Origin of the sequence: Aeromonas tecta, from assembly GCF_000820185.1 — a bacterium.
Taxonomy (GTDB): domain Bacteria; phylum Pseudomonadota; class Gammaproteobacteria; order Enterobacterales; family Aeromonadaceae; genus Aeromonas; species Aeromonas tecta.
The window spans coordinates 77151-99008 of record NZ_CDCA01000037.1 but is presented as its reverse complement, the minus strand read 5'-3'; the positions used below and the strand labels follow the sequence as shown (position 1 = coordinate 99008).

Below are 21858 nucleotides of genomic sequence, written 5' to 3'. Positions count from 1 at the left end.
CCAATAATTTATGAAGTGAGTGAGCTGAGGCCATTGATGAGCGAAACAAAAACCAACCTGCTGGATCTCGATCGGGATGCCATGCGTGCCTTCTTCGTCGAACTGGGCGAGAAGCCATTCCGGGCAGATCAGATAATGAAGTGGATCTATCACTTTGGTTGTGATGATTTCGATCAGATGAACAACGTCAACAAGGCGCTGCGTGAGCGTCTCAAGACCATCGCCGAGATCCGTGCCCCGGAGATCAGCCGCGAGCAGCGCTCCTCCGATGGCACCATCAAGTGGGCACTGCAGGTGGGCGATCAGGAAGTGGAGACCGTCTACATCCCGGAAGGGGACAGGGCGACCCTCTGTGTTTCTTCCCAGGTCGGCTGCGCGTTGGCGTGCACCTTCTGCTCCACCGCTCAACAAGGTTTCAACCGTAACCTGAAAGTCTCCGAGATCATCGGTCAGGTCTGGCGCGCCGCCAAGGTCGTCGGTGGCAAGCGGCCCATCACCAACGTGGTGATGATGGGCATGGGCGAGCCGCTGCTCAACCTGGCCAACGTGGTGCCGGCCATGAAGCTGATGATGGACGACTTTGGTTTCAGCATCTCCAAGCGTCGCGTCACCCTCTCCACCTCAGGGGTTGTTCCCGCGCTGGACATGCTGGGTGATCAGATTGACGTGGCCCTGGCCATCTCCTTGCATGCGCCAAACGACGAGCTGCGCTCCGAGATCATGCCGATCAACGACAAGTACAACATCGAGGCCTTCCTCGCCGGGGTGCGTCGCTATCTGGCCAAGTCCAATGCCAACGGCGGCCGTGTGACCGTGGAATATGTGCTGCTCGATCATATCAATGACGACATGCAGCAGGCTCACGAGTTGGCCAAGGTACTCAAAGACACACCCTGCAAGATCAACCTGATCCCGTTCAACCCCTTCCCGGGCAACCCGTTCGGCAAGCCGAGCAACAGTCGCATCGACCGTTTCTCCAAGGTGCTGATGGAATATGGCTTCACCGTGATCGTGCGCAAGACCCGGGGTGAAGACATCGATGCGGCCTGTGGCCAGCTGGTGGGGGAGGTGATCGATCGCACCAAACGCACCATGAAAAATCGGATGCAACAGGACGGGATTTCCGTCAAAATGGTTTAACTCGCTAAGCCATTGTATAGTCAGGGAATGAATACACGTACATTGATCGTAGTGGCGGCGCTCTGCGCGCTGCCCGGCTGTGTTACCGAGACCACTTACGCTGGCCAGAATTCGACCCAGCGTGAAGTGGGACCCGACCTCAAGGCGGCTGCCCAAACCCGCCTCGATTTGGGCATTCAATATCTTCGGCAGGGAAATGCCGAGCAGGCCAAGTTCAATCTTGACCGAGCCCTTCAGTACGACTCCAGCAACCCTCAGGTCTATATCGGTTTCGCCTACTTCTACCAACAGGTCGAAGACTACAAGGCGGCCGAAGAGAGCTACAAGAAAGCGCTGGCCATGGATCCGTCCAATGCTGACGCGATGAATAACTACGGTGCCTTCCTCTGTAATCGCGGCCGCTTCGATGAGGCGGACAAGGCATTCCTGCAGGCCGTCAGCCAGCCGGATTACGTCAAGATCGCCGATACCTACGAGAACGCGGCGCTGTGCGCCATGCAAAATCACAGAAATGATAAGGCTGGCGAGTACTATCGTCTGGCCTTGGGGTATAATCCCCGCAATCCAAGGTTATTGCTGGACATGGCCGAGCTTTCCATGAAAGATGGCAAGCTGCCTGATGTGCAGTCCTACCTCGTTCGTTTTGCCGACGTGGCAGACGAAAACGAGGACAGCCTCTGGTTGAGGCTGCGGCTGGCTCAGGCCATGGACAAGCCGGCATTACTTCACCAATTCGGGACTGAGCTGGTAAGGCAATATCCCACTTCGCAACAAGCCAAGCGTTACTTAGCCAATGACTACTGAAAAGCCACACGACTCTCAAGACGACTCCCAGGCAGTGGGCCCAGGCCAACTGCTGCGCAACGCCCGTGAACAGCTTGGCTGGACACGAGAGCAAGTTGCGTCTCGCATTCACCTTCGTCTGACCCTGATCGCAGAGATAGAATCGGATTCGTATAACAAACATACCTCCCATACCTTCATCCGCGGTTATCTGAGAACCTATGCCAAGCTGGTCGGTATTCCCGAACAGACCATTCTGGCCGCTTATGACAAGCTGGGATTGACGCCACCCGACAACATCGACATGCAGAGTTTCTCTCGCCGTTCCCGCCAGCAAGCCAACGACAGTCGGCTCAAGGTGGTGACCTGGCTGGTGATCCTGGTGCTTGTTGCACTGTCGATCGCCTGGTGGTGGCAAAGCACGGCGCGCCGCTCTGCCGGTGACGACGCGCTGGCCGCGACCGAGATGGGCACGACCGGCAATATGCCAAGTGTCAATGCCGCGTCGGTGGATGTGGCTGACCCTGTGTTGCCCGTCGTATCTGAAGCCGTGGCCATTGCCGTCGATCCCGTGGTGAGTGGCGCAGTCACAGCCGCGCCGGCCGTGGTTGAGACCAGTGCCGCCGTGACGACCGATGCGTCTGCGCCGGTTGAGACAGCGGCCCCGGCCGATGAAGCCACCACCGAGCCTGGTAAGGTGCCTCAGCTCAAATTGAGCTTCACCGCCGACTGCTGGCTGGATGTCAAGGATGCCAACGGCAAGACCCTGTTCAGCGGTCTGAAGAAGGCAAATGACGAACTTGTGCTGGAAGGACCCGAGCCACTCAAATTCATCGTTGGCGCGCCCATGGCGGTCAATCTCGAATATCAGGGCAAGTCCTTTGACATGAGCCGTTACAATAACGGCCGGACTGCTCGCTTCTCACTGCCGCAGGAGTAATCAGTCCGCCATGTCCGCTCACGAATCCCCCATTATTCGTCGCAAGTCCAAGCAGATCATGGTCGGCAATGTACCGGTTGGGGGCAATGCCCCCATCACGGTACAGACCATGACCAACACCAAGACCACTGACGTGGCCGCCACCGTCGAGCAGATCCAGCGGATCGAGCGGGTGGGGGCGGATATCGTCCGGGTCTCGGTGCCGACCATGGAAGCGGCAGAAGCCTTCAAGCTCATCAAACAACAGACCCGCATCCCCATCGTTGCCGACATCCACTTCGACTACCGTATCGCCCTGAAAGTGGCCGAATACGGTGCCGACTGCCTGCGTATCAACCCGGGCAACATCGGTAACGAGGAGCGGGTGCGTGCCGTGGTCGATTGCGCGCGCCACTACAACATCCCGATCCGCATCGGCGTCAACGGTGGCTCGCTGGAGCGGGACATCCAGGAAAAATACGGCGAGCCGACCCCCGAGGCGCTGCTCGAATCGGCCATGCGCCACGTGGATTACCTGGATCGCCTCAACTTTGACAACTTCAAGGTGAGCGTCAAGGCATCCGATGTGTTTCTTGCGGTGGGCGCTTACCGTCTGCTGGCCAAGCAGATCGAGCAGCCGCTGCACCTCGGTATTACCGAGGCGGGCGGATTCCGCGCCGGTGCGGTGAAATCCGCCATCGGGCTGGGCATGCTGCTGGTCGATGGTATCGGCGATACCATCCGCATCTCGCTGGCAGCCGATCCGGTGGAAGAGGTCAAGGTCGGTTTCGACATTCTCAAATCCTTGCGCATCCGCTCCCGTGGCATCAACTTCATCGCCTGTCCCTCCTGCTCTCGCCAGGAGTTTGATGTGATAAGCACGGTGAACGCCCTGGAAGAGCGGTTGGAAGACATCATCACCCCGATGGATGTTTCCATCATCGGTTGCGTGGTCAATGGCCCGGGCGAGGCGCTGGTCTCGGATCTCGGGCTCGCGGGCGCCGCCAACAAGAGCGCTTTCTATGAGGGTGGCCAGCGAGTCGATCGGCTCGACAACAAGGATCTCATTCCGACCCTGGAGCGGCGCATCCGTGCCCGGGCGGCCATGCTGGATCCGGCCAACCAGATCCAGATAGACAAGGGTTGAACCACTCAGGCTTCAACCAGAGCGGGGCCACCTGGGGTGGCCCCGACTTTAGGTAGTTGATTTTAAATCCCGTATCTGGGCACCCTGATTTTACCTCGGGGTCGAAAATCCCTATAATGCGGCCAAATTTCACGTCTTTTTCTCGAGTAGCAACGTGGCAAAACAGATCCAAGCAATTCGCGGTATGAATGATTGCCTGCCGGAGCAGAGCCCGGTATGGCAGAAAGTGGAACAGATCCTGCGCCAGGTCGTGGCCAGCTATGGCTACAGCGAAGTGCGCATGCCTATCGTCGAACAGACTCATCTGTTCAAACGCGCCATCGGTGAAGTGACCGATGTGGTCGAAAAAGAGATGTACAGCTTCGAGGATCGCAACGGCGACAGCCTGAGCCTGCGCCCGGAAGGGACCGCCAGCTGCGTGCGTGCCGGTATCGAGCACGGCTTGCTCTATAACCAGGAACGCCGGATGTGGTACATGGGTCCCATGTTCCGTCACGAGCGTCCCCAGAAGGGCCGTTATCGTCAGTTCCATCAGTTCGGGGTCGAGCTGTTTGGCATCAACGGGCCGGACATCGATGCCGAGCTCATCATGCTGACTCACCGTCTGTGGCGTCTGTTTGGCATTCAGGATCACGTGACCCTGCAGCTCAACACCCTGGGTCAGAGCGAGGAGCGTGCCGCTTATCGCGATGCGCTGATCGCCTATCTGGAGCAGTACAAGGATCAGCTGGACGAAGAGAGCCAGCGCCGCATGTACAGCAACCCGCTGAGGGTGCTCGACTCCAAGGACGAGAAGGTGCAGGCCATTCTGGTCAACGCGCCGCGTCTGTTCGATCACCTGGGCGAGGCGAGCCTGGCTCATTTCGAAGGGCTCAAGGCGCTGCTCACCTCGGCCGGCATCCAGTTTGAGGTGAACGAGCGATTGGTCCGTGGTCTCGACTACTACAACCTCACCGTGTTCGAGTGGGTCACCAACAGCTTGGGTGCCCAGGGCACCGTCTGTGCCGGTGGTCGTTACGACGGCCTGGTGGAGCAGCTCGGTGGTCAAGCGACCCCGGCGGTCGGCTTTGCCATGGGCATGGAGCGACTGGTGCTGATGCTCGAAACCCTCGAGCTCAATACCGATATCCGTCCAGCGGTCGATGTCTACCTGGCCATGGTGGGTGAGGGCACCGAACAAGCGGGCTTCCAGTTGGCCGAGCGGCTGCGTGATGCGCTGCCGGACTTGCGGCTGATGAGCCACTGTGGTGGCGGTAACTTCAAGAAACAACTCAAGCGTGCCGACAAGAGCGGCGCGGCCATTGCTCTGATCCTCGGTGAGACCGAGGTGCAAAGCGGGGAAATCACCATCAAGTATCTACGTGGCCAGGCCGAGCAACAGACCGTCAAGGTTGATGCCGCCATCGCCCTGCTGGCAGCTAAAGGAGAGTAAGCTGTGGAAGTCTATACCACCGAAGAACAACAGGTCGAAGTCATCAAGAGCTGGTGGAAAGAGAACGGGACCTCGGTACTTGCAGGGACTGTGATCGGTCTGGTCGGTCTGTTTGGCTGGCGCTATTACAACGCGCACCAGCTGACCAGCCAGGAAACTGCCTCCCAGGCTTACAACGAGATGACGACCCAGCTGGCCAAGGGCGACGATGCCGCTCTGGAACAGGCGAAGAACTTCATCACCGCCCACAAGGGTGATGCTTACGCCGAACTGGCTGCCCTGCAGCTGGCAGGCGCTGCGGTCAAGGCCAACAAGCTGGATCTGGCCGTTGAGCAGCTGACCGACGTGGCTGCCAACGGCGATGAAGCCATCCGCCCCATCGCCGCCCTGCGTCTGGCCCGCGTGCTGAACGATCAAGGCAAGGCTGACGAGGCGCTGGCCCAGCTTGGCAAGATCAACAACGATGCCTTCAAGGCTCAGGTCGCGGAAGCCCGTGGCGACGTGCTGCTCAAGCAGGGCAAGCCGGAAGAAGCCCGTGACGCCTATCAGGCAGCGGCCGATGCCGGTGGCCTGCAGGCGAGCGCCGAGCTCAAGCTGAAGATGGACGATCTGGCGCTGCCAGCCGTGACTGCGGGTGAGGCACCTGATGCGTAATCTGTACAAACGACTGGCGCTCGGCGCCGCCGTCTCTCTGGCGTTGCAGGGCTGCTCCCTGTTTAGCTCGGAAGAAGACCTGACCCCGATGGCGCCGCTGCCGGTGGTGGAATCGGCGTTCTCCGCCGATACCCAGTGGTCTTCCTCCGTCGGCGATGGCATCGGTGATTTCTACTCCCAGCTAAAGCCTGTGGTTGAAGAAGATCATATCTATGCCGCCGCCCGTGATGGTGATGTCACCGCCTTCGATCGCAAGAGTGGCAAGGTGCTGTGGAGCGTGGACTTGGCGGACTTGCCGGTCAACGTCGACAAGCGCAGTGCCCGTCTCTCCGGCGGTCTGGTGTCTCGCTACGGCAAGCTGTTCCTCGGCTCCGAGAACGGGGTAGTCTACGCCCTGAACGAAGCGGACGGGGAAGTGCTGTGGCAGACCAAGGTGCCGGGTGAAGTGGTCGCCAGTCCCGCCGTCGAAGATGGTCGGGTCGTGGTGTTGACCACCTCGGGTCGCCTGATCGCGCTCGATACCGACGAGGGCAAGCAGCAGTGGACCCTGTCTGAAGAGCAGCCGCCGCTGACCCTGCGCAGTGCTGGTGCGCCCGTCATCACCAACGGCGCCGTGCTGTACGGCCGCGCCGATGGCAAGGTCGGCATCGCTCTGCTGAGCAACGGTCAGCCGGTTCGTCAGTCCAAGGTGGCTGATCCACGGGGTGCGACCGAGCTGGATCGCATGGTGGATGTGGATGCCACGCCGCTGATCGCCGGTGATGAGCTCTATGCCATCGCCTACAATGGTCAGTTGATGGCGCGCAAGCTGATGACCGGAGACGAGGTGTGGAAGCGCAAGTATTCCGGCTATCGTGACCTGGCCGTCACCGGCAACGCCATCGTGCTGACCGACAGCCGCAGCCACCTGTTCGCGGTGGACAGGCGCAATGGACTGGAGCTGTGGTCCAATACCCAGCTGGAGAATCGCAGCGTTACCGCCCCGGTCATCTTCGGTGACTATGTGGTGGTGGGCGATGTGGAAGGTTACCTGTATTGGCTGGATCGTACCGACGGTACTATCAAGGCCATGCAGCAGCTCGACAGCAGTGGTCTCTATGCCGCCCCCCTGGTGGACGGTGACACCCTGTATGTGCAGAGCCGTGGTGGTAAGTTGTACGCCCTCGCGCGTCCCTGATCACCCTTCAATGTGAATATCCGGCTCCTGGTCTTCGGACCCGGAGCCTTTGTCGTCTTGAGAATGAGGCTTTTATGACTCCTGTAGTAGCCCTGGTGGGCCGCCCCAATGTGGGGAAATCCACCCTGTTTAACCGCCTGACCCGCACACGGGACGCCCTGGTTGCCGATTTCCCCGGTCTGACCCGCGACCGTAAATACGGCCAGGCGAAGTTGGGCGAGCTGGAATTTATCGTGGTCGATACCGGCGGTATCGATGGCACCGAGGAAGGGATCGAGCTGAAGATGGCGGAGCAATCCCTGCTGGCCATCGAAGAAGCCGATGTGGTGCTGTTCATGGTGGATGCCCGTGCCGGGCTGACCGCCGCGGATCAGGCCATCGCCGAGCACCTGCGCAAGACCCACAAGAAGGTATTCCTGGTCGCCAACAAGACCGACGGCATCGACGGTGATTCCGCCGTGTCCGAGTTCTATGCGCTGGCGCTGGGCGAGGTCTACCAGATCGCGGCGGCCCACGGTCGTGGCGTACTGAGCCTGCTGGAGCTGGCATTGGCTCCCCATCTGGAAGAGCTGGTCGAAGCCGCTGCCGGGGAAGATGCGCAAGAGGAACTGGAAGAGGACTTCGATGAAGAAGCCCTGCTGCGCATGGTAGCCGCCGGTGATCTGGATACCAAGGAAGACACCAAGGAGACCCCGTTCGCCGACTTGCCCATCAAGTTTGCCATCGTCGGTCGCCCCAACGTCGGCAAGTCGACCCTGACCAACCGCATGCTGGGTGAAGACCGGGTCATCGTCTATGACATGCCGGGTACCACCCGCGACTCCGTCTATATCCCGATGGAGCGTGACGAGCAGAAGTACGTGATCATCGATACCGCCGGTGTACGTCGTCGTGGCAAGGTGCATGAGACGGTGGAGAAGTTCTCCGTCATCAAGACCCTCAAGGCCATCGAGGATGCCAACGTCTGTCTGCTGGTGATCGACGCGCGCGAGACCATCACCGATCAGGACCTGAGCATTTTGGGCTTCGTGCTGCACAGTGGCCGCTCCGTGGTGCTGGTGGTGAACAAGTGGGACGGCCTGGATCAGAAGGTCAAAGAGGACGTGAAGAACGAGCTGGACCGACGTCTGGGCTTCATCGACTTCGCCCGGGTGCACTTCATCTCCGCCCTGCACGGCAGCGGTGTCGGCCACCTGTTCGAATCCATCCAGGAGGCTTACCAGTCCGCCACGCGCCGTACCAGCACCGCCATGCTGACCCGCATCATGCAGATGGCGCAGGAAGATCACCAGCCGCCCATGGTGAACGGTCGCCGGGTCAAGCTGAAGTACGCTCACGCCGGTGGTTACAACCCGCCGCGTATCGTGATCCACGGTAACCAGTTGAACGATCTGCCAGATTCCTATAAGCGGTATCTCATCAACTACTTCCGTAAGTCCCTGAAGATCATGGGTACTCCGATCCGGGTCGAATTCCAGGAGTCGGTCAACCCGTTCGAGGGCAGGAAGAATACCCTGACCCTGAGCCAGGAGCGGCAACGTGACCGCCTGCTCAAGGCGCGCACCAAGAGCAAGAAATAAGCCCGAACGGCTGCCCAGGTGGCAGCCGTTTTTTTCAGCTAAAAATGGGGAAGGTCAATGTGCCGTGGGGCCACTCATCGCAGATCGACTTTTGAGAGGAGACGAACATGAGCATGCCAATCTGCCCGACCTGCAGCGCTACGCTTGACAGCCGCAGCAGCGAGACGAGCTGCGCCCAGTGCCAGGCGCATTATCGGATCCGGGCACTGTGTCCGACCTGCCAGCATGAGCTTGAGCGCCTGCGAGCCTGCGGCGCCGTGGATTACTTCTGCAATCACTGCAACAGCCTGGTGTCGAAGCGAGGGGTGATCTTTGAGGTGAGTCCGGCTACGCCGGCATGAGGTATTAAAAAACCCGGCAATTGCCGGGTTTATTCTGTGTGCTCTGCAATCAGCAAGGTGTAGGAGCGATTGCGGCGCCAGATCTTGCGTTTCATGTCGTTGAGCTTGAGCTTGCGTCTGGGGCTCCAGGCACACTTGGTTTTCCTGGCCAGCGTGGCTCTTCTGCGTGTTCTCATTTTGTTTCCTCCCTGGTCATCCTGGCGCTGCTGATGGGCTGTCGCAAGTTGAGGAATAGATTGCGATAAACACCCTTCAGACAGGCTCAGGTCTGGTGGGATGGTAACAGAGAACTCACCCGAAAAACAAACGTGTGCCGGGCTCAGGGGGCGATGATCTGCTTGACCACCTCGGCGATGATGGTGGGGCGTTCCCCACTGGTGACAGGCGCATCATGGGGTTCGCTGCTGTCATCCTCATCCAGTGCCTCGCGACGTTGCGCCTTCTGTTGCTCGTTGTCGAGCCAGAGCAGGCTCTGGTAATACTGGCGCACGTTGTTGACGTAGTTGCGCGCCTCACCACCGCGGGCATAGCCGTAGCGCACCTTGCGGTGCCAGCGGGCCTGTTGCAGCAGCGGCAGCACTTCTTTCACGTCGCTCCAGGCATCGGGATTCTTGCCGAGTTGCTTGGTCAGGCGGCGGGCATCCATCATGTGGCCGTAGCCGATGTTGTAGGCGGTGAGAGCAAACCACACCTTCTCGTCCTCCGGTACCGAGTCCGGCACCTTCTCCATCATCTCCTGCAGGTAACGGGCACCGCCCTTGATGCTCTCCTCCGGATGGGTTCTGTCACTGACCCCCATCGCCTTGGCGGTGGGCTCGGTCAGCATCATCATGCCGCGCACCCCAGTGTAGGAGCGCGCTTCCGGATCCCAGTGGGATTCCTGATAGCTGATGGCTGCCAGCAGACGCCAGTCGATATCCTTGGCGTGGGTCTGGAACAGGTCCTGATATTTGGGCAACCGGCTCTTGGCGCGCTGTAAGAAGGTGCGGGTGTCGACGAAGTCGAAGTTCTGCACGTGGCCGAAATACTTCTCATCGAGCTTGGCGATGGAGCCATCCATGAAACGTTGGCCAAAGAAGTCGATGATGCTGGCATAGAGGCTGTCATCGGGCTGCTTGGTCATGGCCCAGGCGACGGCCTGCTTCTTGGCAAGGGTCATCCCCTCGGTGAGCTCGGGGTAGTAGCGCTGGGCACGAGCCAGCACCGTATCCTGCACCACCGTGTAGTCAATGGTGCCTTCGGCGACTTGCTTGAGCAGCTCTTCTACATCCGCATCCCGATTGGCGCTCCAGTCGAGATTGGGGTTTTGCTTGGCGAGTCGCTTCAGAAGATCTTCACCGGTGGAGCCGGCAGGTACCACGATGGATCCCTTGAGATCGCCGAGATCCTTGGGCTTGGGGGCACCATTGCGATAGACCAGTTTCGGGGCAACCTGATAGAAGCCAGGGCCGAAACGAAACAGCTCGCGCCGCTCCGGGGTCACCACGATGGCGGCTGCGGCGAGATCCAGCTTGCCTTTCTCCAGTAACTCCACCAGTTCGGCGGTGCTGTAGGCGGGAATGATGGTCAGCTTGACGCCGAGCCAGTCGGCATAGTGTTGTGCCAGCTCGTAATCGAACCCCTGCGCGGTGTCGTCGCGCTGGTAATAGGAAGTAGGGCCATAGATAGTGCCAACCCGGATCTCGCCCCGTTGGCGGATCTGTTCCAGTTGGCTGGAGGGGGAATAGAAGTCACAGCCGGCGAGGGCCAGCGTTAACATGATCCCGATAATCAGTCGAAAAATGCAGCGCAAGTAGGTGAGTACCCTTGTTGAAAAAATCGGCATTTGTCAAAAAAGAGGCTCCTTTATACCAGAGAGTGTGGAGCGAGTCACATCGCGCGGGATGAGAAAAACGTTTGTCCGTTGTGAGGCGGATCCCTATAATACGCGCGTCTCAAATCCCCCCACACTCTAAAACTTGGTGAGAAGGTATATGGAAATCTTGCGTGGTGCCCCTGCACTGTCTGAGTTTCGTGTCCACAAGCTGCTGCAAAGCTGCGTGCAGAGAGGAGTAGAGATAGAAAGTGTCTATGCCGAATACGTGCACTTTGCCGAGCTATCGAGCCCGCTGTCGCCCCCCGAGCGAGCGACCTTGGGCCAGCTTCTGCGCTACGGCCCGACCATCCCAGAACACACCCCCAGCGGTCAGCTGTTTCTCGTTACCCCCCGTCCCGGCACTATCTCCCCCTGGTCTTCCAAAGCAACCGACATCGCCCACAACTGCGGCCTGACCCAGGTCAAGCGGTTGGAGCGCGGTATTGCCTACTACCTGCAGCCCAAGCATGTCCTGAATGCCGCCCAGCGCGGCGAGCTGGCGGCCCTGCTGCACGATCGCATGATGGAAGTGGTGTTTGACGAGCTGACCCAGGCGAGTGCCCTGTTTGCGCACCACGCACCACGTCCCTTCACCCAGGTCGACGTACTGGGGGGCGGTCGTGCCGCGCTGGCCGAGGCCAACCTGGCATTGGGTCTGGCGCTGGCCGATGATGAAATCGACTATCTGGTGGAGAATTTCCAGAAACTCGGTCGCAATCCCAACGACATCGAGCTCTACATGTTTGCCCAAGCAAACTCCGAGCACTGCCGCCACAAGATCTTCAACGCCGACTGGACCATCGACGGCGAGCTGCAGCCCAAGTCGCTGTTCAAGATGATCAAGAACACCTTCGCGCAGACGCCGGATCATGTCCTGTCTGCCTATAAAGACAACGCCGCCGTGATGGAAGGCAGCGAGGGTGGCCGCTTCTTCCCAAGCCCCGCCAGCGGTGAATATCAGTATCACCAGGAGCGGGTCGATATCCTGATGAAGGTGGAGACTCACAACCACCCGACCGCCATCTCGCCCTTCCCGGGCGCCGCAACCGGCTCTGGCGGTGAAATTCGCGATGAGGGTGCCACCGGTCGTGGCGCCAAGCCCAAGGCGGGTCTGGTCGGTTTCTCCGTTTCCAACTTGCGCATCCCCGGTTTCGAGCAGCCCTGGGAGCAGGATTTCGGCAAACCGAGCCGTATCGTCAGCGCCTTTGACATCATGCAGGAGGGGCCGCTCGGCGGCGCCGCCTTCAACAACGAATTCGGCCGTCCGGCGATTCTCGGTTACTTCCGTACCTTCGAAGAGAAGGTGCCGAGCCACAATGGCGTCGAAGTGCGCGGCTATCACAAGCCCATCATGCTGGCGGGCGGTATCGGCAACATCCGCACCGAGCACGTCCAGAAGGGGGAGATCCCGGTAGGAGCCGCCCTCATCGTGCTCGGTGGCCCGGCCATGAACATCGGGCTAGGCGGCGGAGCGGCTTCCAGCATGGCCTCCGGCCAGTCTGCCGAGGATCTGGATTTTGCCTCGGTGCAGCGCGACAACCCCGAGATGGAGCGCCGCTGTCAGGAGGTGATCGATCGTTGCTGGCAGCTCGGCGATGACAACCCCATCGTCTTTATTCACGACGTGGGTGCCGGCGGCCTCTCCAACGCCATGCCGGAGCTGGTCAATGACGGCGAGCGCGGCGGCAAGTTCGACCTGCGTGCCATCGCGAGCGACGAGCCGGGCATGAGCCCGCTGGAGATCTGGTGCAACGAATCCCAGGAGCGTTACGTGCTGGCGGTGGCGCAAGACAAGCTGCCGCTGTTCAAGGCACTGTGCGAGCGTGAGCGCGCGCCCTATGCGGTGATTGGCCAGGCCACCGAAGAGAAACATCTGACCCTGTCTGACAGCCACTTCGACAACCAGCCCATCGACCTGCCGCTGGACGTGCTGCTCGGCAAGGCGCCCAAGATGCACCGCGACGTCGCCAGCCTGCCAGCCCAGGGCAAGGCGCTGCAACTGGACGGTGTCACCCTGAGTGAGGCGGCGATGCGCGTGCTGCGTCTGCCGACCGTGGCGGAAAAATCCTTCCTCATCACCATCGGCGATCGCTCCGTCACCGGTCTGGTCAATCGCGATCAGATGGTCGGCCCCTGGCAGATCCCGGTGGCCGATTGCGCCGTGACCGCCGCCACCTATGACGGCTACCACGGCGAGGCCATGTCCCTGGGCGAACGTACTCCGGTGGCACTGTTGTCTCATGCCGCCTCCGCCCGTATGGCGGTGGCCGAGGCGCTGACCAACCTGGCGCCGGTCCATATCGGCTCCCTGAAACGGGTCAAGCTCTCCGCCAACTGGATGGCCGCCGCTGGCCATCCGGGTGAAGATGCCGGTCTCTATGAAGCGGTCAAGGCGGTGGGCGAGGAGCTTTGCCCGGCCCTTGGCATCACCATCCCGGTCGGCAAGGACTCCATGTCCATGAAGACCCGCTGGCAACAAGAGGGTGAGGAGCGCAGCGTCACCTCGCCGCTCTCCCTGCTGATCACCGCCTTCGCCCGGGTGGAAGACGTGCGCAATACTGTCACCCCACAGTTGCGTACCGACTTGGGTGAGACCGATCTCATCCTGATCGATCTGGGTAACGGCAAGCAGCGCCTCGGCGCCTCGGCCCTGGCTCAGGTCTATCGTCAGCTCGGTAACAGCGCGCCGGATCTCGACAATCCGACTCAGCTCAAGGGCTTCTTCAACGCCATCCAGGCGCTGGTGGAAGATCGCAAACTCATCGCCTATCACGACAGATCCGACGGCGGCCTGTTCGTCACGCTGGTTGAGATGGCGTTTGCCGGTCACTGCGGCCTCGACATCCAGCTCGATCGCATCGGTGGCGAGCTGCTGCCGGCGCTGTTCAACGAAGAGCTCGGCGCCGTCATCCAGGTGCGCCGCGATGACAAGGAAGCGGTCATGACCCTGTTGGCTGGCCACGGTCTGGCGGCCTGCTCCCATGTGTTGGGAACCGTATGTGAGGGGGATCTCATCACCCTGCAGCGCGCAGGCTCAGAGGTCTATCGCGCCAGCCGCACTGCCCTTCGTACCGCCTGGGGCGAGACCAGCTGGCAGATGCAGCGCCTGCGTGACAACCCGGAGTGCGCCGATCAGGAACACGCCGCCCGTCAGGATGCGGCCGATCCGGGTCTGCATGCCTCGCTCCGCTTCAACCCGAGCGAAGACGTGGCTGCGCCTTACATCGCTCGTGGCGTGTCGCCGCGGGTGGCGGTGCTACGCGAGCAGGGCGTCAACTCCCACGTGGAGATGGCGGCGGCCTTCGACAGAGCCGGCTTTGCGGCGGTGGATGTGCATATGAGCGACATCCTCGAGGGGCGTATCAAGCTCGACGAGTTCCAGACGCTGGTGGCCTGTGGCGGCTTCTCTTACGGCGACGTGCTGGGGGCGGGGGAAGGCTGGGCCAAGTCCATCCTGTTCAACGACGGGGCCCGTGAGCAGTTCCAGCGCTTCTTCGAGCGGAGCGATACCCTCTCTCTTGGCGTCTGTAACGGCTGCCAGATGATGTCCAACCTGCGCACCCTGATCCCGGGCGCCGAGCTGTGGCCACGCTTCGTGCGCAACCGCTCCGAGCGCTTCGAGGCCCGTTTCAGCCTGGTACAGGTCCAGGAGTCGCCCTCTGCCTTCTTCGCGGGCATGAGCGGCTCGGTCATGCCCATCGCCGTCTCCCACGGGGAAGGGCTGGTGGAGGTGCGTGACGCCGCCCATCTGGCCGCCTTGCAACAGAGCACTCTGGTGGGACTGCGCTTCGTGGACAACCGCGGCCAGGTGACCGAGCAATATCCGGCCAACCCGAACGGCTCGCCGGATGGCATCTGCGCCGTGACGACACAGGACGGCCGCGCGACCATCATGATGCCGCACCCGGAGCGGGTGTTCCGCACCGTGGCGAACTCCTGGCACCCGGACAACTGGGGTGAGGATGGCGCCTGGATGCGGATGTTCCGCAACGCTCGCGTGCGTCTGGGGTAACCTCAGACCCACGCTTCGCAGCAATGAAAACCGGCCCTCGTGGCCGGTTTTTTTATGGATGCAGAAGAGGGGATGAATCATCCTGCCTTGCTGCCTTGCTGCCTTGCTGCCTTGCTGCCTTGCTGCCTTGCTGCCTTGCTGCCTTGCTGCCTTGCTGCCTTGCTACTTCATAGGCTCGCAGACTCATAGTGTCAGCATTCACTTACTCAATGTTTGGGAAGCCGGCAGCTTGATAAACAAGTAGAGGGCGGTGGTGGGAGGGAAGGGGAAGCACTGAGCCGCAGGTCTGCCCGGTCTAAGCAGGGTGAGAGCCCTTTATATCGGGGTATAAAAAAAACCGGCCACGAGGGCCGGTTTTGTATGTCGGGTGACTGCGCTTATCGCAATACCACGTTCTGGAAGCCCTGCACCAGGCTGATGACCGGCTGGGGATAGATACCCAGCGCCACCACCAGAATGGCGGAGAGCAGCACCACCAGGCCCCCGGAGGAGAAGGCCCAGTCGGCCTTGGCATCGCGCAGCTGCATGCCGGGTTCGCGCAGGTAGAGGGTGACCATGACCCGCAGGTAGTAGTAAAGCCCTAAGGCGCTGCCGAGAACTATGGCGCCAGAGAGCCACCACAGCTTGGCATCGACGGTGACGCCGATGAGGTAGAACTTGCCGATGAAGCCCAGGGTCATGGGGATACCAGCGAGAGAGAGCATCATCACCGTCATGACGGCGGTCAGGTAAGGACGGTGCCAGAACAGGCCGCGGTAGCTGTGCAGGGAATCCGCATCCTTGCCGCGGTAAGGGCTGGACATCATGCTGATGACGCCGAAGGCCCCCAGGCTGGTGAACAGGTACATCAGCAGGTAGACGCCGGCCGCTTCTACCGGCATCTGGCCGAGGCGACTCGCCACCACCACCGCCAGCAAGTAGCCGAAGTGGGAGATGGAGGAGTAACCCATCATCCGCTTGATGTTGGTCTGGATCAGCGCCAAGAGGTTGCCGATGACGATAGAAATGACTGCCATGGCCGCCAATAACCAGTGGATCATGGGGTCAGAGGTGGCCGGTACCGCCAGATAGAAGCGCAGCAGCACGCAGAATACGGCGATCTTGCTGACGGTCGCCAGGAAGGTCGCGACCGGTGCAGGGGCACCCTCGTACACGTCCGGGGTCCAGAGGTGGAAGGGAGCCAAGGAGAGCTTGAAGGCGAAGCCGACCAGCATCAGGCCGAGGCCGCCCATCAACAGCGGATGGTGAGCAGGGCTCTGGGCCAGGGTCAGACCGAGATCGCTGAAGCTCAGGCTTCCCGCCTGGGCGTAAAGCAGCGCCATGCCAAACAGCAGGAAGGCGGTGGCGGCGGCGGAGAGCACCATGTACTTGATGCTGGCTTCCAGCGAATGACGCTCGCGGTAGGCATAGCCCACCAGGCCGAACATCGGCAGGGTCAGCATCTCGATCCCGATGAAGAGCGATGCGAGGTGACGCGAGCCCGCCAGCACCAGGCCACCGGCGGTGGCGATCAGCAACAGCAGGTAGAACTCTTCCCGGTTGTCCGGATACCCTTTGAGCCAGGAGCGGCCAAAGGTACAGGTCGCCAGGGCACCGATAAGCACCAGCCCCATGTAGAAGACGGCGTAGCTGTCCACTTGCAGCAGGGGGGTGACCCCTTGGTCCCCTTGCGCCATCACGATGGGCAGGGAGAAGAGGGCCAGGTTCAGACCGGTGATGGTCACCGCGAAGGCGGTGTCATCACAGCGTTTCCAGGCGATGGCCAACATCAGGGCCACCATGGCCCCGGTGGTCAGCAGTAGGGGCAGCAGGGTCAGCAGTTGAGCTGCGGTAAACGTCATGACAGTGCTCCTGACGTGGACAAGGAAGGCGAAAGAGAAGGCATCATCACAGTGCTCCTGTGGCCGGCAGCGCATACCAGTGCAGCACGCTCAGCAGGCTGCTGCTGGCGGTGTCCAGTATGGGTTGGGGATAGAGGCCGAGCAGTACCAGCAGGCCTGCGATGGTCAGCATCATGACCAGCTCGCGGCCGTCCAGACCCTTGAGCACCTTCTCATCCTTGGGCTCACCGAAACAGGCGCGCTGCAACATGATGAGGGAGTAGACCGAGGCCAGTACCAGACCGAAGGTGGCGATGATGGTCATGATCGGCGCAACCTGGAAGCTGCCGATGAGGATCAGGAACTCGCCGATGAAGTTGCCGGTCCCCGGCATCCCCAATGAGGCCACCGAGAAGAACAGCATCACCCCCGGCAGGTAGCGCAGACGGCCCCACAGACCGCCCATCAGGCGCAGGTCCCGGGTGTGCAGGCGCTCGTAGAGCTGGCCACACAGGATGAACAGACCGGCTGCGGAGAGGCCGTGGGCGATCATCTGCACCACGGCGCCTTGCAGCGCCAGCTCGCTACCGGAGTAGATGGCGATCATCACGAAACCCATGTGGGAGATGCTGGTGTAGGCCACCAGTCTCTTGATGTCGGTCTGGGCGAAGGCCAGCAGGGCGCCATAGACGATGCCGATGAGGCCAAGACCCATGGCATAGGGGGCGAACTGGGCGGAGGCCTCGGGGAACAGCGGCAGGGTGAAGCGCAGCAGACCGTAGGCGGCGGTTTTCAGCAAGATCCCCGCCAAATCCACCGAGCCCGCGGTCGGTGCCTGACTGTGGGCATCCGGCAACCAGCCGTGCAAGGGCACCAGCGGCATCTTGACCGCGAAGGCGATGAAGAAGCCCAGCATCAGCAGCCACTGCACACCAATGCTCATCGGGGTGTTGAGCAGGTCGAGGTAGTTGAAGGTGAAGACGCCGGTGGCGGCGTGATGAGTCAGCACCAGCCCGAGGATGGCGACCAGCATGATGAGGCCGCTGGCCTGGGTGTAAATGAAGAACTTGGTGGCTGCGTTGATCCGGGATTTACCGTCGGTGACCGAGTGGCCCCAGAGCGCGATCAGGAAGTACATCGGGACCAGCATCATCTCCCAGAAGAAGAAGAACAGGAACAAGTCCACCGCCATGAAGACGCCGAGTACGCCGCCCAAAATCCACAGCAGGTTCAGGTGGAAGAAGCCGATGCGCTGCACGATCTCCTTCCAGGAACAGAGGATGGCCAGCACGCCAATGAAGCTGGTGAGCATCACCATCAGCAGGGAGAGACCGTCCACCGCAAGGTGCAGGGAGATGCCGAAGCGGGGGATCCAGGGCAACTGCCACTCGGCGGCCCAGACCGGCAGGCCGGGGTTGGCGAGGGAGAAGTCACCACCGAGCCAGATGGCGCCGGAGAGCAACAAGCAGGCACTCATGGACAGCAGGGCTACCCAGCGGACGAACTGTCCACCGAGGCGCTCCATCTGCCAGCAGAGCAAGCCGCCGATAAAAGGAATTAACAAGATCCAGAGTAAGGTCACGATATCAGCTCTCGTCTAGGTTCTAGTTCTAATGGGGCAGGCACCGGGCCTGCCACAGAGTTTGGACTCTCATGTTGAGAACACTCAGCCGAGCAGCAGCAGCGCCAGGATCAGGGCGGCGCCCATCCCCATGGAGGCGGCGTACCAGCGCAGCTTGCCGGTCACCGTCCAGGCCAGCAGCTGGTGGCCTGCCTGGGCCAGCACGGCGGGCAGGTTCATCATCCGATCCATCGGATCCTTGCCCAGCAGCCGGGTGGCCAGCAGGTAGGGCTTGACCCAGAGCTTGTCATACAGCCAGTCAAAGCCCCAGGCGTTGAACCAGAGGGTGCTGAGCAGGCGGCCAGGGGCGCTCTCTGCGATGCTCTTTGCCAGACGACGCTCACCGAGGAACAGGAAGGCGGCCAGCGCGATACCCGCCACGGCGATGAGGCCGGAGAGGATCTCGAGGCTGTGACGACCCTCTTCGATGTGATCGCCAGGGCCCGCCGGCAGCACACCCGCCAGGGGGGGCGTTATCCAGGCGCCGATGGCGGTGGAGAGCACCAGCAGCACCAGCAGCGGCAGCTTGTGAGCCAGGCCGTGACCGGCATGGGCCTCGGTTTGCGGCTTGCCGTGGAACACGATGAAGATCAGGCGGAAGGTGTAGAGGGAGGTCAGGAAGGCCCCCACCAGACCGGCCCACAGCAGGGTGTTCTGGCCACTGGCCTGCACCTGCCAGAGGATGGCGTCCTTACTGTAGAAACCGGCGGTCACCAGCGGCAGCGCGGCCAGTGCCGAGCCCCCGACCAGGAAGCAGGCATAGACCAGCGGCAGGCTCTTGCGCAGGCCCCCCATCTTGAAGATGTTCTGCTCGTGATGGGTCGCGACTATGACGGCACCGGCGGAGAGGAACAACAGCGCCTTGAAGAAGGCGTGGGTCATCAGATGGAAGATGGCCCCGTCCCAGGCACCGACCCCGAGGGCCAGGAACATGTAGCCAATCTGGCTCATGGTGGAGTAAGCCAAGATCCGCTTGATATCGGTCTGTACCAGGGCCGCAAAGCCCGCCAGCACCAGGGTGATGGCACCGACCAGCGCCACCAGATGCAGGATCTCGGGGGCAAGCAGGAACAGGCCGTGGGTACGGGCGATGAGGTAGACACCGGCGGTCACCATGGTGGCCGCGTGGATCAATGCCGAGACCGGGGTCGGGCCCGCCATGGCGTCAGCCAGCCAGGTCTGCAGCGGCAGCTGGGCGGATTTACCGACAGCGCCACCGAGCAGCATCAGGCAGGCGAACGACAGGGCAGGGGAGCCCTCTGCAAACATCGCCGGCGCACGCACCAGCAGCTCGTGGATGTTGAGGGTGCCAAGCTCCCGGTACAGGACGAACAGACCGATGGCGAGGAAGACGTCACCAACCCGGGTCACCACGAATGCCTTGAGGGCGGCGGCGCCGTTGGCCGGGTTGCGGTAGTAGAAGCCGATCAGCAGGTAGCTGCACAGGCCCACGCCTTCCCAGCCGAGGTAGACGAACAGCAAGTCATCGGCCAGCACCAGGAACACCATGCTGGCGATAAACAGGTTGGTGTAGGTGAAGAAGCGTGAATAGCCCTCTTCTCCGCGCATGTACCAGGAGGCGAACAGGTGGATGAAGAAACCCACCCCGGTCACCACGCCCAGCATGGTGAGCGACAGCCCATCCAGCGCCAGGCGGAAGGTGGGGGTGAATTCACCCACCGCCATCCACTGCCACAGGGTCTGGGTGTAGACGCCGCCCACCGGCATGTTGCCGAGAAAATCGATGCCGACCCAGATTGTGGTCAGGGCCGACAGGCCGATACTGCCGACACCGATGAACGCTGAGGTGCGTTCACTGAGGCGGCCAATGGAGAAGGCCAGCACCAGCCATCCCAGCAGCGGGAACAGGAAAGTCAGGAATAGGAGGCTCATCCGCGCATCTCGCTCACAGTGTCCACGTTGAGGGTGTGGTAACGACGATAGAGCAGCAGTAACAGGGCGAGGCCGATACTGGCCTCCGCTGCCGCCAGAGAAATCACCAGTATGTACATGATCTGGCCGTCGGCCTGGGCCCAGCGGCTACCAGCCACCACGAACGCCAGCGCGGACGCATTCATCATGATTTCAATACTCATGAGGATAAACAGCAAGTTACGACGGATCAGCAGGCCGCAAAGACCGATGCAGAACAGGATTGCCGCGAGCAGCAAACCATGTTCCATAGGAATACCACTCATTGCTGACCTCCTTCTTGGTTCGGACGAGGGGCGGTTTTGGGGACGGAGAGCACTTCCCCGCTCTTGTCCTCACGGCCGAGGTGATAGGCGGTGACCAGACCTGCCAGCAGCAGGATGGAGGCGAGCTCCACCGCCAGCACATAAGGACCGAACAGGGCGATGCCGACTTCCTTGGCACTGACGTCGGTCAGACCCAGTTCACCGCCGGTAACCCCGAGGATGCCATAGGCCAGGAAGCCGAGCAGGACGAGAGAGAGCAGGGCAGGGCCGCCCCAGGTGGTGGGGGTGAGCCAGTGACGTTCCTGATCCTGGGAAGAGCCCAGGTTCAGCATCATCACTACGAACACGAACAACACCATGATGGCGCCCGCGTAGACGATCACCTGCAGGGCGCCCGCGAACGAGGCTCCCAGACAGAAGAAGATCATGGCCACGGCGATGAGCGAGATGATGAGGTTGAGCAGCGCGTGCATCGGGTTGCTGGTGCTGATCACCCGCACAGTACTGTAAATGGCGACCAGGGCCGCGGCATAGAATGCCAGTTCCATGATTGACTCCTAGGGCAGCAGGCTCTTGACATCGATGGGCTTGGCTTCGTTCTCGGCATCCCCTTTCGGCTTGCCGTCGATGGCCATCCCGCTCATGCGGTAGAAGTTGTAGTCCGGGTATTTGCCGGGACCGCTGATCAGCAAGTCCTCTTTCTCGTACACCAGATCCTGGCGGCGATACTCGCCCATCTCGAAGTCCGGGGTGAGCTGGATGGCGGTGGTGGGACAGGCTTCCTCGCACAGGCCGCAGAAGATGCAGCGGGAGAAGTTGATGCGGAAAAACTCCGGATACCAGCGACCATCGTCTCGCTCCGCTTTTTGCAGCGAGATGCAACCGACCGGGCAGGCTACGGCGCACAGGTTGCACGCCACGCAGCGCTCGTCACCATCGGGATCCCGGGTCAGTATGATGCGACCGCGAAAACGGGGGGCGGCATAGACCGCCTGCTCCGGGTAGCTCAGGGTCTCGCGAGGGCGCCAGGCATGGGAGAACACCATCCCCAGGCTTCGCAACTGGGTGCCAACACCCTTGATAATGTTCGTAATTTTCATAGGTGCCTCACTGCACATTTATCAGCACTGGCGTCTTGCTGGATCCCGTTCGGGATGGGAGACGTCCTTACAATCTTCA

18 protein-coding genes are annotated in these 21858 nt (G+C 61.2%); 10 read left to right on the top strand and 8 right to left on the bottom strand.

All coding sequences use genetic code 11. The features are described 5' to 3' along the window. The first annotated feature begins 36 nt into the window (after positions 1 to 36). The 9 genes from BN1137_RS17700 (at position 37) to BN1137_RS17660 (ending at position 9173) form a co-directional block, all read left to right on the top strand. Entirely contained in the window at positions 37 to 1140 is a 1104-nt protein-coding gene (locus BN1137_RS17700; protein WP_050719854.1) for a dual-specificity RNA methyltransferase RlmN, read from the top strand. Positions 1141 to 1152: 12 nt separating this feature from the next. After that, positions 1153 to 1944 (top strand): PilW family type IVa pilus biogenesis/stability lipoprotein TapF, encoded by a 792-nt coding sequence (gene tapF, locus BN1137_RS17695; protein ID WP_157433819.1) that lies wholly within the window; start codon positions 1153 to 1155, stop codon positions 1942 to 1944. Beyond that, positions 1934 to 2863, top strand: a complete 930-nt coding sequence (locus BN1137_RS17690; protein WP_050719852.1) for a RodZ domain-containing protein — start codon at positions 1934 to 1936, stop codon at positions 2861 to 2863. The genes tapF and BN1137_RS17690 overlap by 11 nt, the downstream gene beginning before the upstream one ends. A 10-nt stretch (positions 2864 to 2873) precedes the next feature. After that, positions 2874 to 3989, top strand: coding sequence for a flavodoxin-dependent (E)-4-hydroxy-3-methylbut-2-enyl-diphosphate synthase (gene ispG / locus BN1137_RS17685; RefSeq protein WP_050719851.1), 1116 nt, complete (start codon positions 2874 to 2876; stop codon positions 3987 to 3989). Between the two features lie 154 nt (positions 3990 to 4143). Beyond that, entirely contained in the window at positions 4144 to 5421 is a 1278-nt protein-coding gene (gene hisS / locus BN1137_RS17680) for a histidine--tRNA ligase (RefSeq protein WP_050719850.1), read from the top strand. A 3-nt stretch (positions 5422 to 5424) separates the two neighbouring features. After that, on the top strand, positions 5425 to 6075 hold the full coding sequence (locus tag BN1137_RS17675) for a YfgM family protein (RefSeq protein ID WP_050719849.1): 651 nt from the start codon (positions 5425 to 5427) through the stop codon (positions 6073 to 6075). Further along, on the top strand, positions 6068 to 7252 hold the full coding sequence (gene bamB, locus BN1137_RS17670; protein WP_050719848.1) for an outer membrane protein assembly factor BamB: 1185 nt from the start codon (positions 6068 to 6070) through the stop codon (positions 7250 to 7252). Before BN1137_RS17675 ends, bamB begins: the two co-directional genes overlap by 8 nt. A gap of 74 nt (positions 7253 to 7326) precedes the next feature. Beyond that, positions 7327 to 8832 carry a ribosome biogenesis GTPase Der gene (der, locus tag BN1137_RS17665; protein ID WP_050719847.1) on the top strand — a complete coding sequence of 502 codons (1506 nt, stop codon included), beginning with the start codon at positions 7327 to 7329 and terminating at the stop codon, positions 8830 to 8832. A 107-nt stretch (positions 8833 to 8939) separates the two neighbouring features. Beyond that, positions 8940 to 9173 (top strand): zinc ribbon domain-containing protein, encoded by a 234-nt coding sequence (locus tag BN1137_RS17660; protein WP_050719846.1) that lies wholly within the window; start codon positions 8940 to 8942, stop codon positions 9171 to 9173. Between the two features lie 29 nt (positions 9174 to 9202). Here the strand turns inward: BN1137_RS17660 and BN1137_RS22560 are convergent, their stop codons facing one another. Both BN1137_RS22560 and mltF read right to left on the bottom strand, forming a co-directional pair. Next, positions 9203 to 9349 (bottom strand): hypothetical protein, encoded by a 147-nt coding sequence (locus tag BN1137_RS22560; RefSeq protein WP_157433818.1) that lies wholly within the window; start codon positions 9347 to 9349, stop codon positions 9203 to 9205. Between the two features lie 143 nt (positions 9350 to 9492). After that, on the bottom strand, positions 9493 to 10998 hold the full coding sequence (mltF, locus tag BN1137_RS17655) for a membrane-bound lytic murein transglycosylase MltF (protein WP_050719845.1): 1506 nt from the start codon (positions 10996 to 10998) through the stop codon (positions 9493 to 9495). 148 nt (positions 10999 to 11146) lie between these two features. On the opposite strand from mltF, the gene purL reads away from it, so the two are divergent. Further along, positions 11147 to 15040: a phosphoribosylformylglycinamidine synthase gene (gene purL, locus BN1137_RS17650; protein WP_050719844.1), complete on the top strand. Its 3894-nt coding sequence runs from the start codon at positions 11147 to 11149 to the stop codon at positions 15038 to 15040. Positions 15041 to 15417: 377 nt separating this feature from the next. Here purL and nuoN read toward each other — a convergent pair whose 3' ends face one another. From nuoN to nuoI, 6 genes are all read right to left on the bottom strand, one after another. Continuing rightward, complete coding sequence (nuoN, locus tag BN1137_RS17645) at positions 15418 to 16881, bottom strand: NADH-quinone oxidoreductase subunit NuoN (protein ID WP_050719843.1); 1464 nt, start codon at positions 16879 to 16881, stop codon at positions 15418 to 15420. Positions 16882 to 16927: 46 nt separating this feature from the next. After that, on the bottom strand, positions 16928 to 18442 hold the full coding sequence (nuoM, locus tag BN1137_RS17640; protein WP_050719842.1) for an NADH-quinone oxidoreductase subunit M: 1515 nt from the start codon (positions 18440 to 18442) through the stop codon (positions 16928 to 16930). An 84-nt stretch (positions 18443 to 18526) separates the two neighbouring features. Beyond that, positions 18527 to 20374 (bottom strand): NADH-quinone oxidoreductase subunit L, encoded by a 1848-nt coding sequence (gene nuoL / locus BN1137_RS17635; protein ID WP_050719841.1) that lies wholly within the window; start codon positions 20372 to 20374, stop codon positions 18527 to 18529. After that, entirely contained in the window at positions 20371 to 20679 is a 309-nt protein-coding gene (gene nuoK, locus BN1137_RS17630; RefSeq protein ID WP_041205926.1) for an NADH-quinone oxidoreductase subunit NuoK, read from the bottom strand. Before nuoK ends, nuoL begins: the two co-directional genes overlap by 4 nt. Beyond that, positions 20676 to 21227: an NADH-quinone oxidoreductase subunit J gene (nuoJ, locus tag BN1137_RS17625; RefSeq protein ID WP_050719840.1), complete on the bottom strand. Its 552-nt coding sequence runs from the start codon at positions 21225 to 21227 to the stop codon at positions 20676 to 20678. Before nuoJ ends, nuoK begins: the two co-directional genes overlap by 4 nt. A 9-nt stretch (positions 21228 to 21236) precedes the next feature. Further along, a complete protein-coding gene (gene nuoI / locus BN1137_RS17620; protein ID WP_050719839.1) occupies positions 21237 to 21779 on the bottom strand; it encodes an NADH-quinone oxidoreductase subunit NuoI in 543 nt (180 codons plus the stop codon). Positions 21780 to 21858: the final 79 nt, after the last annotated feature.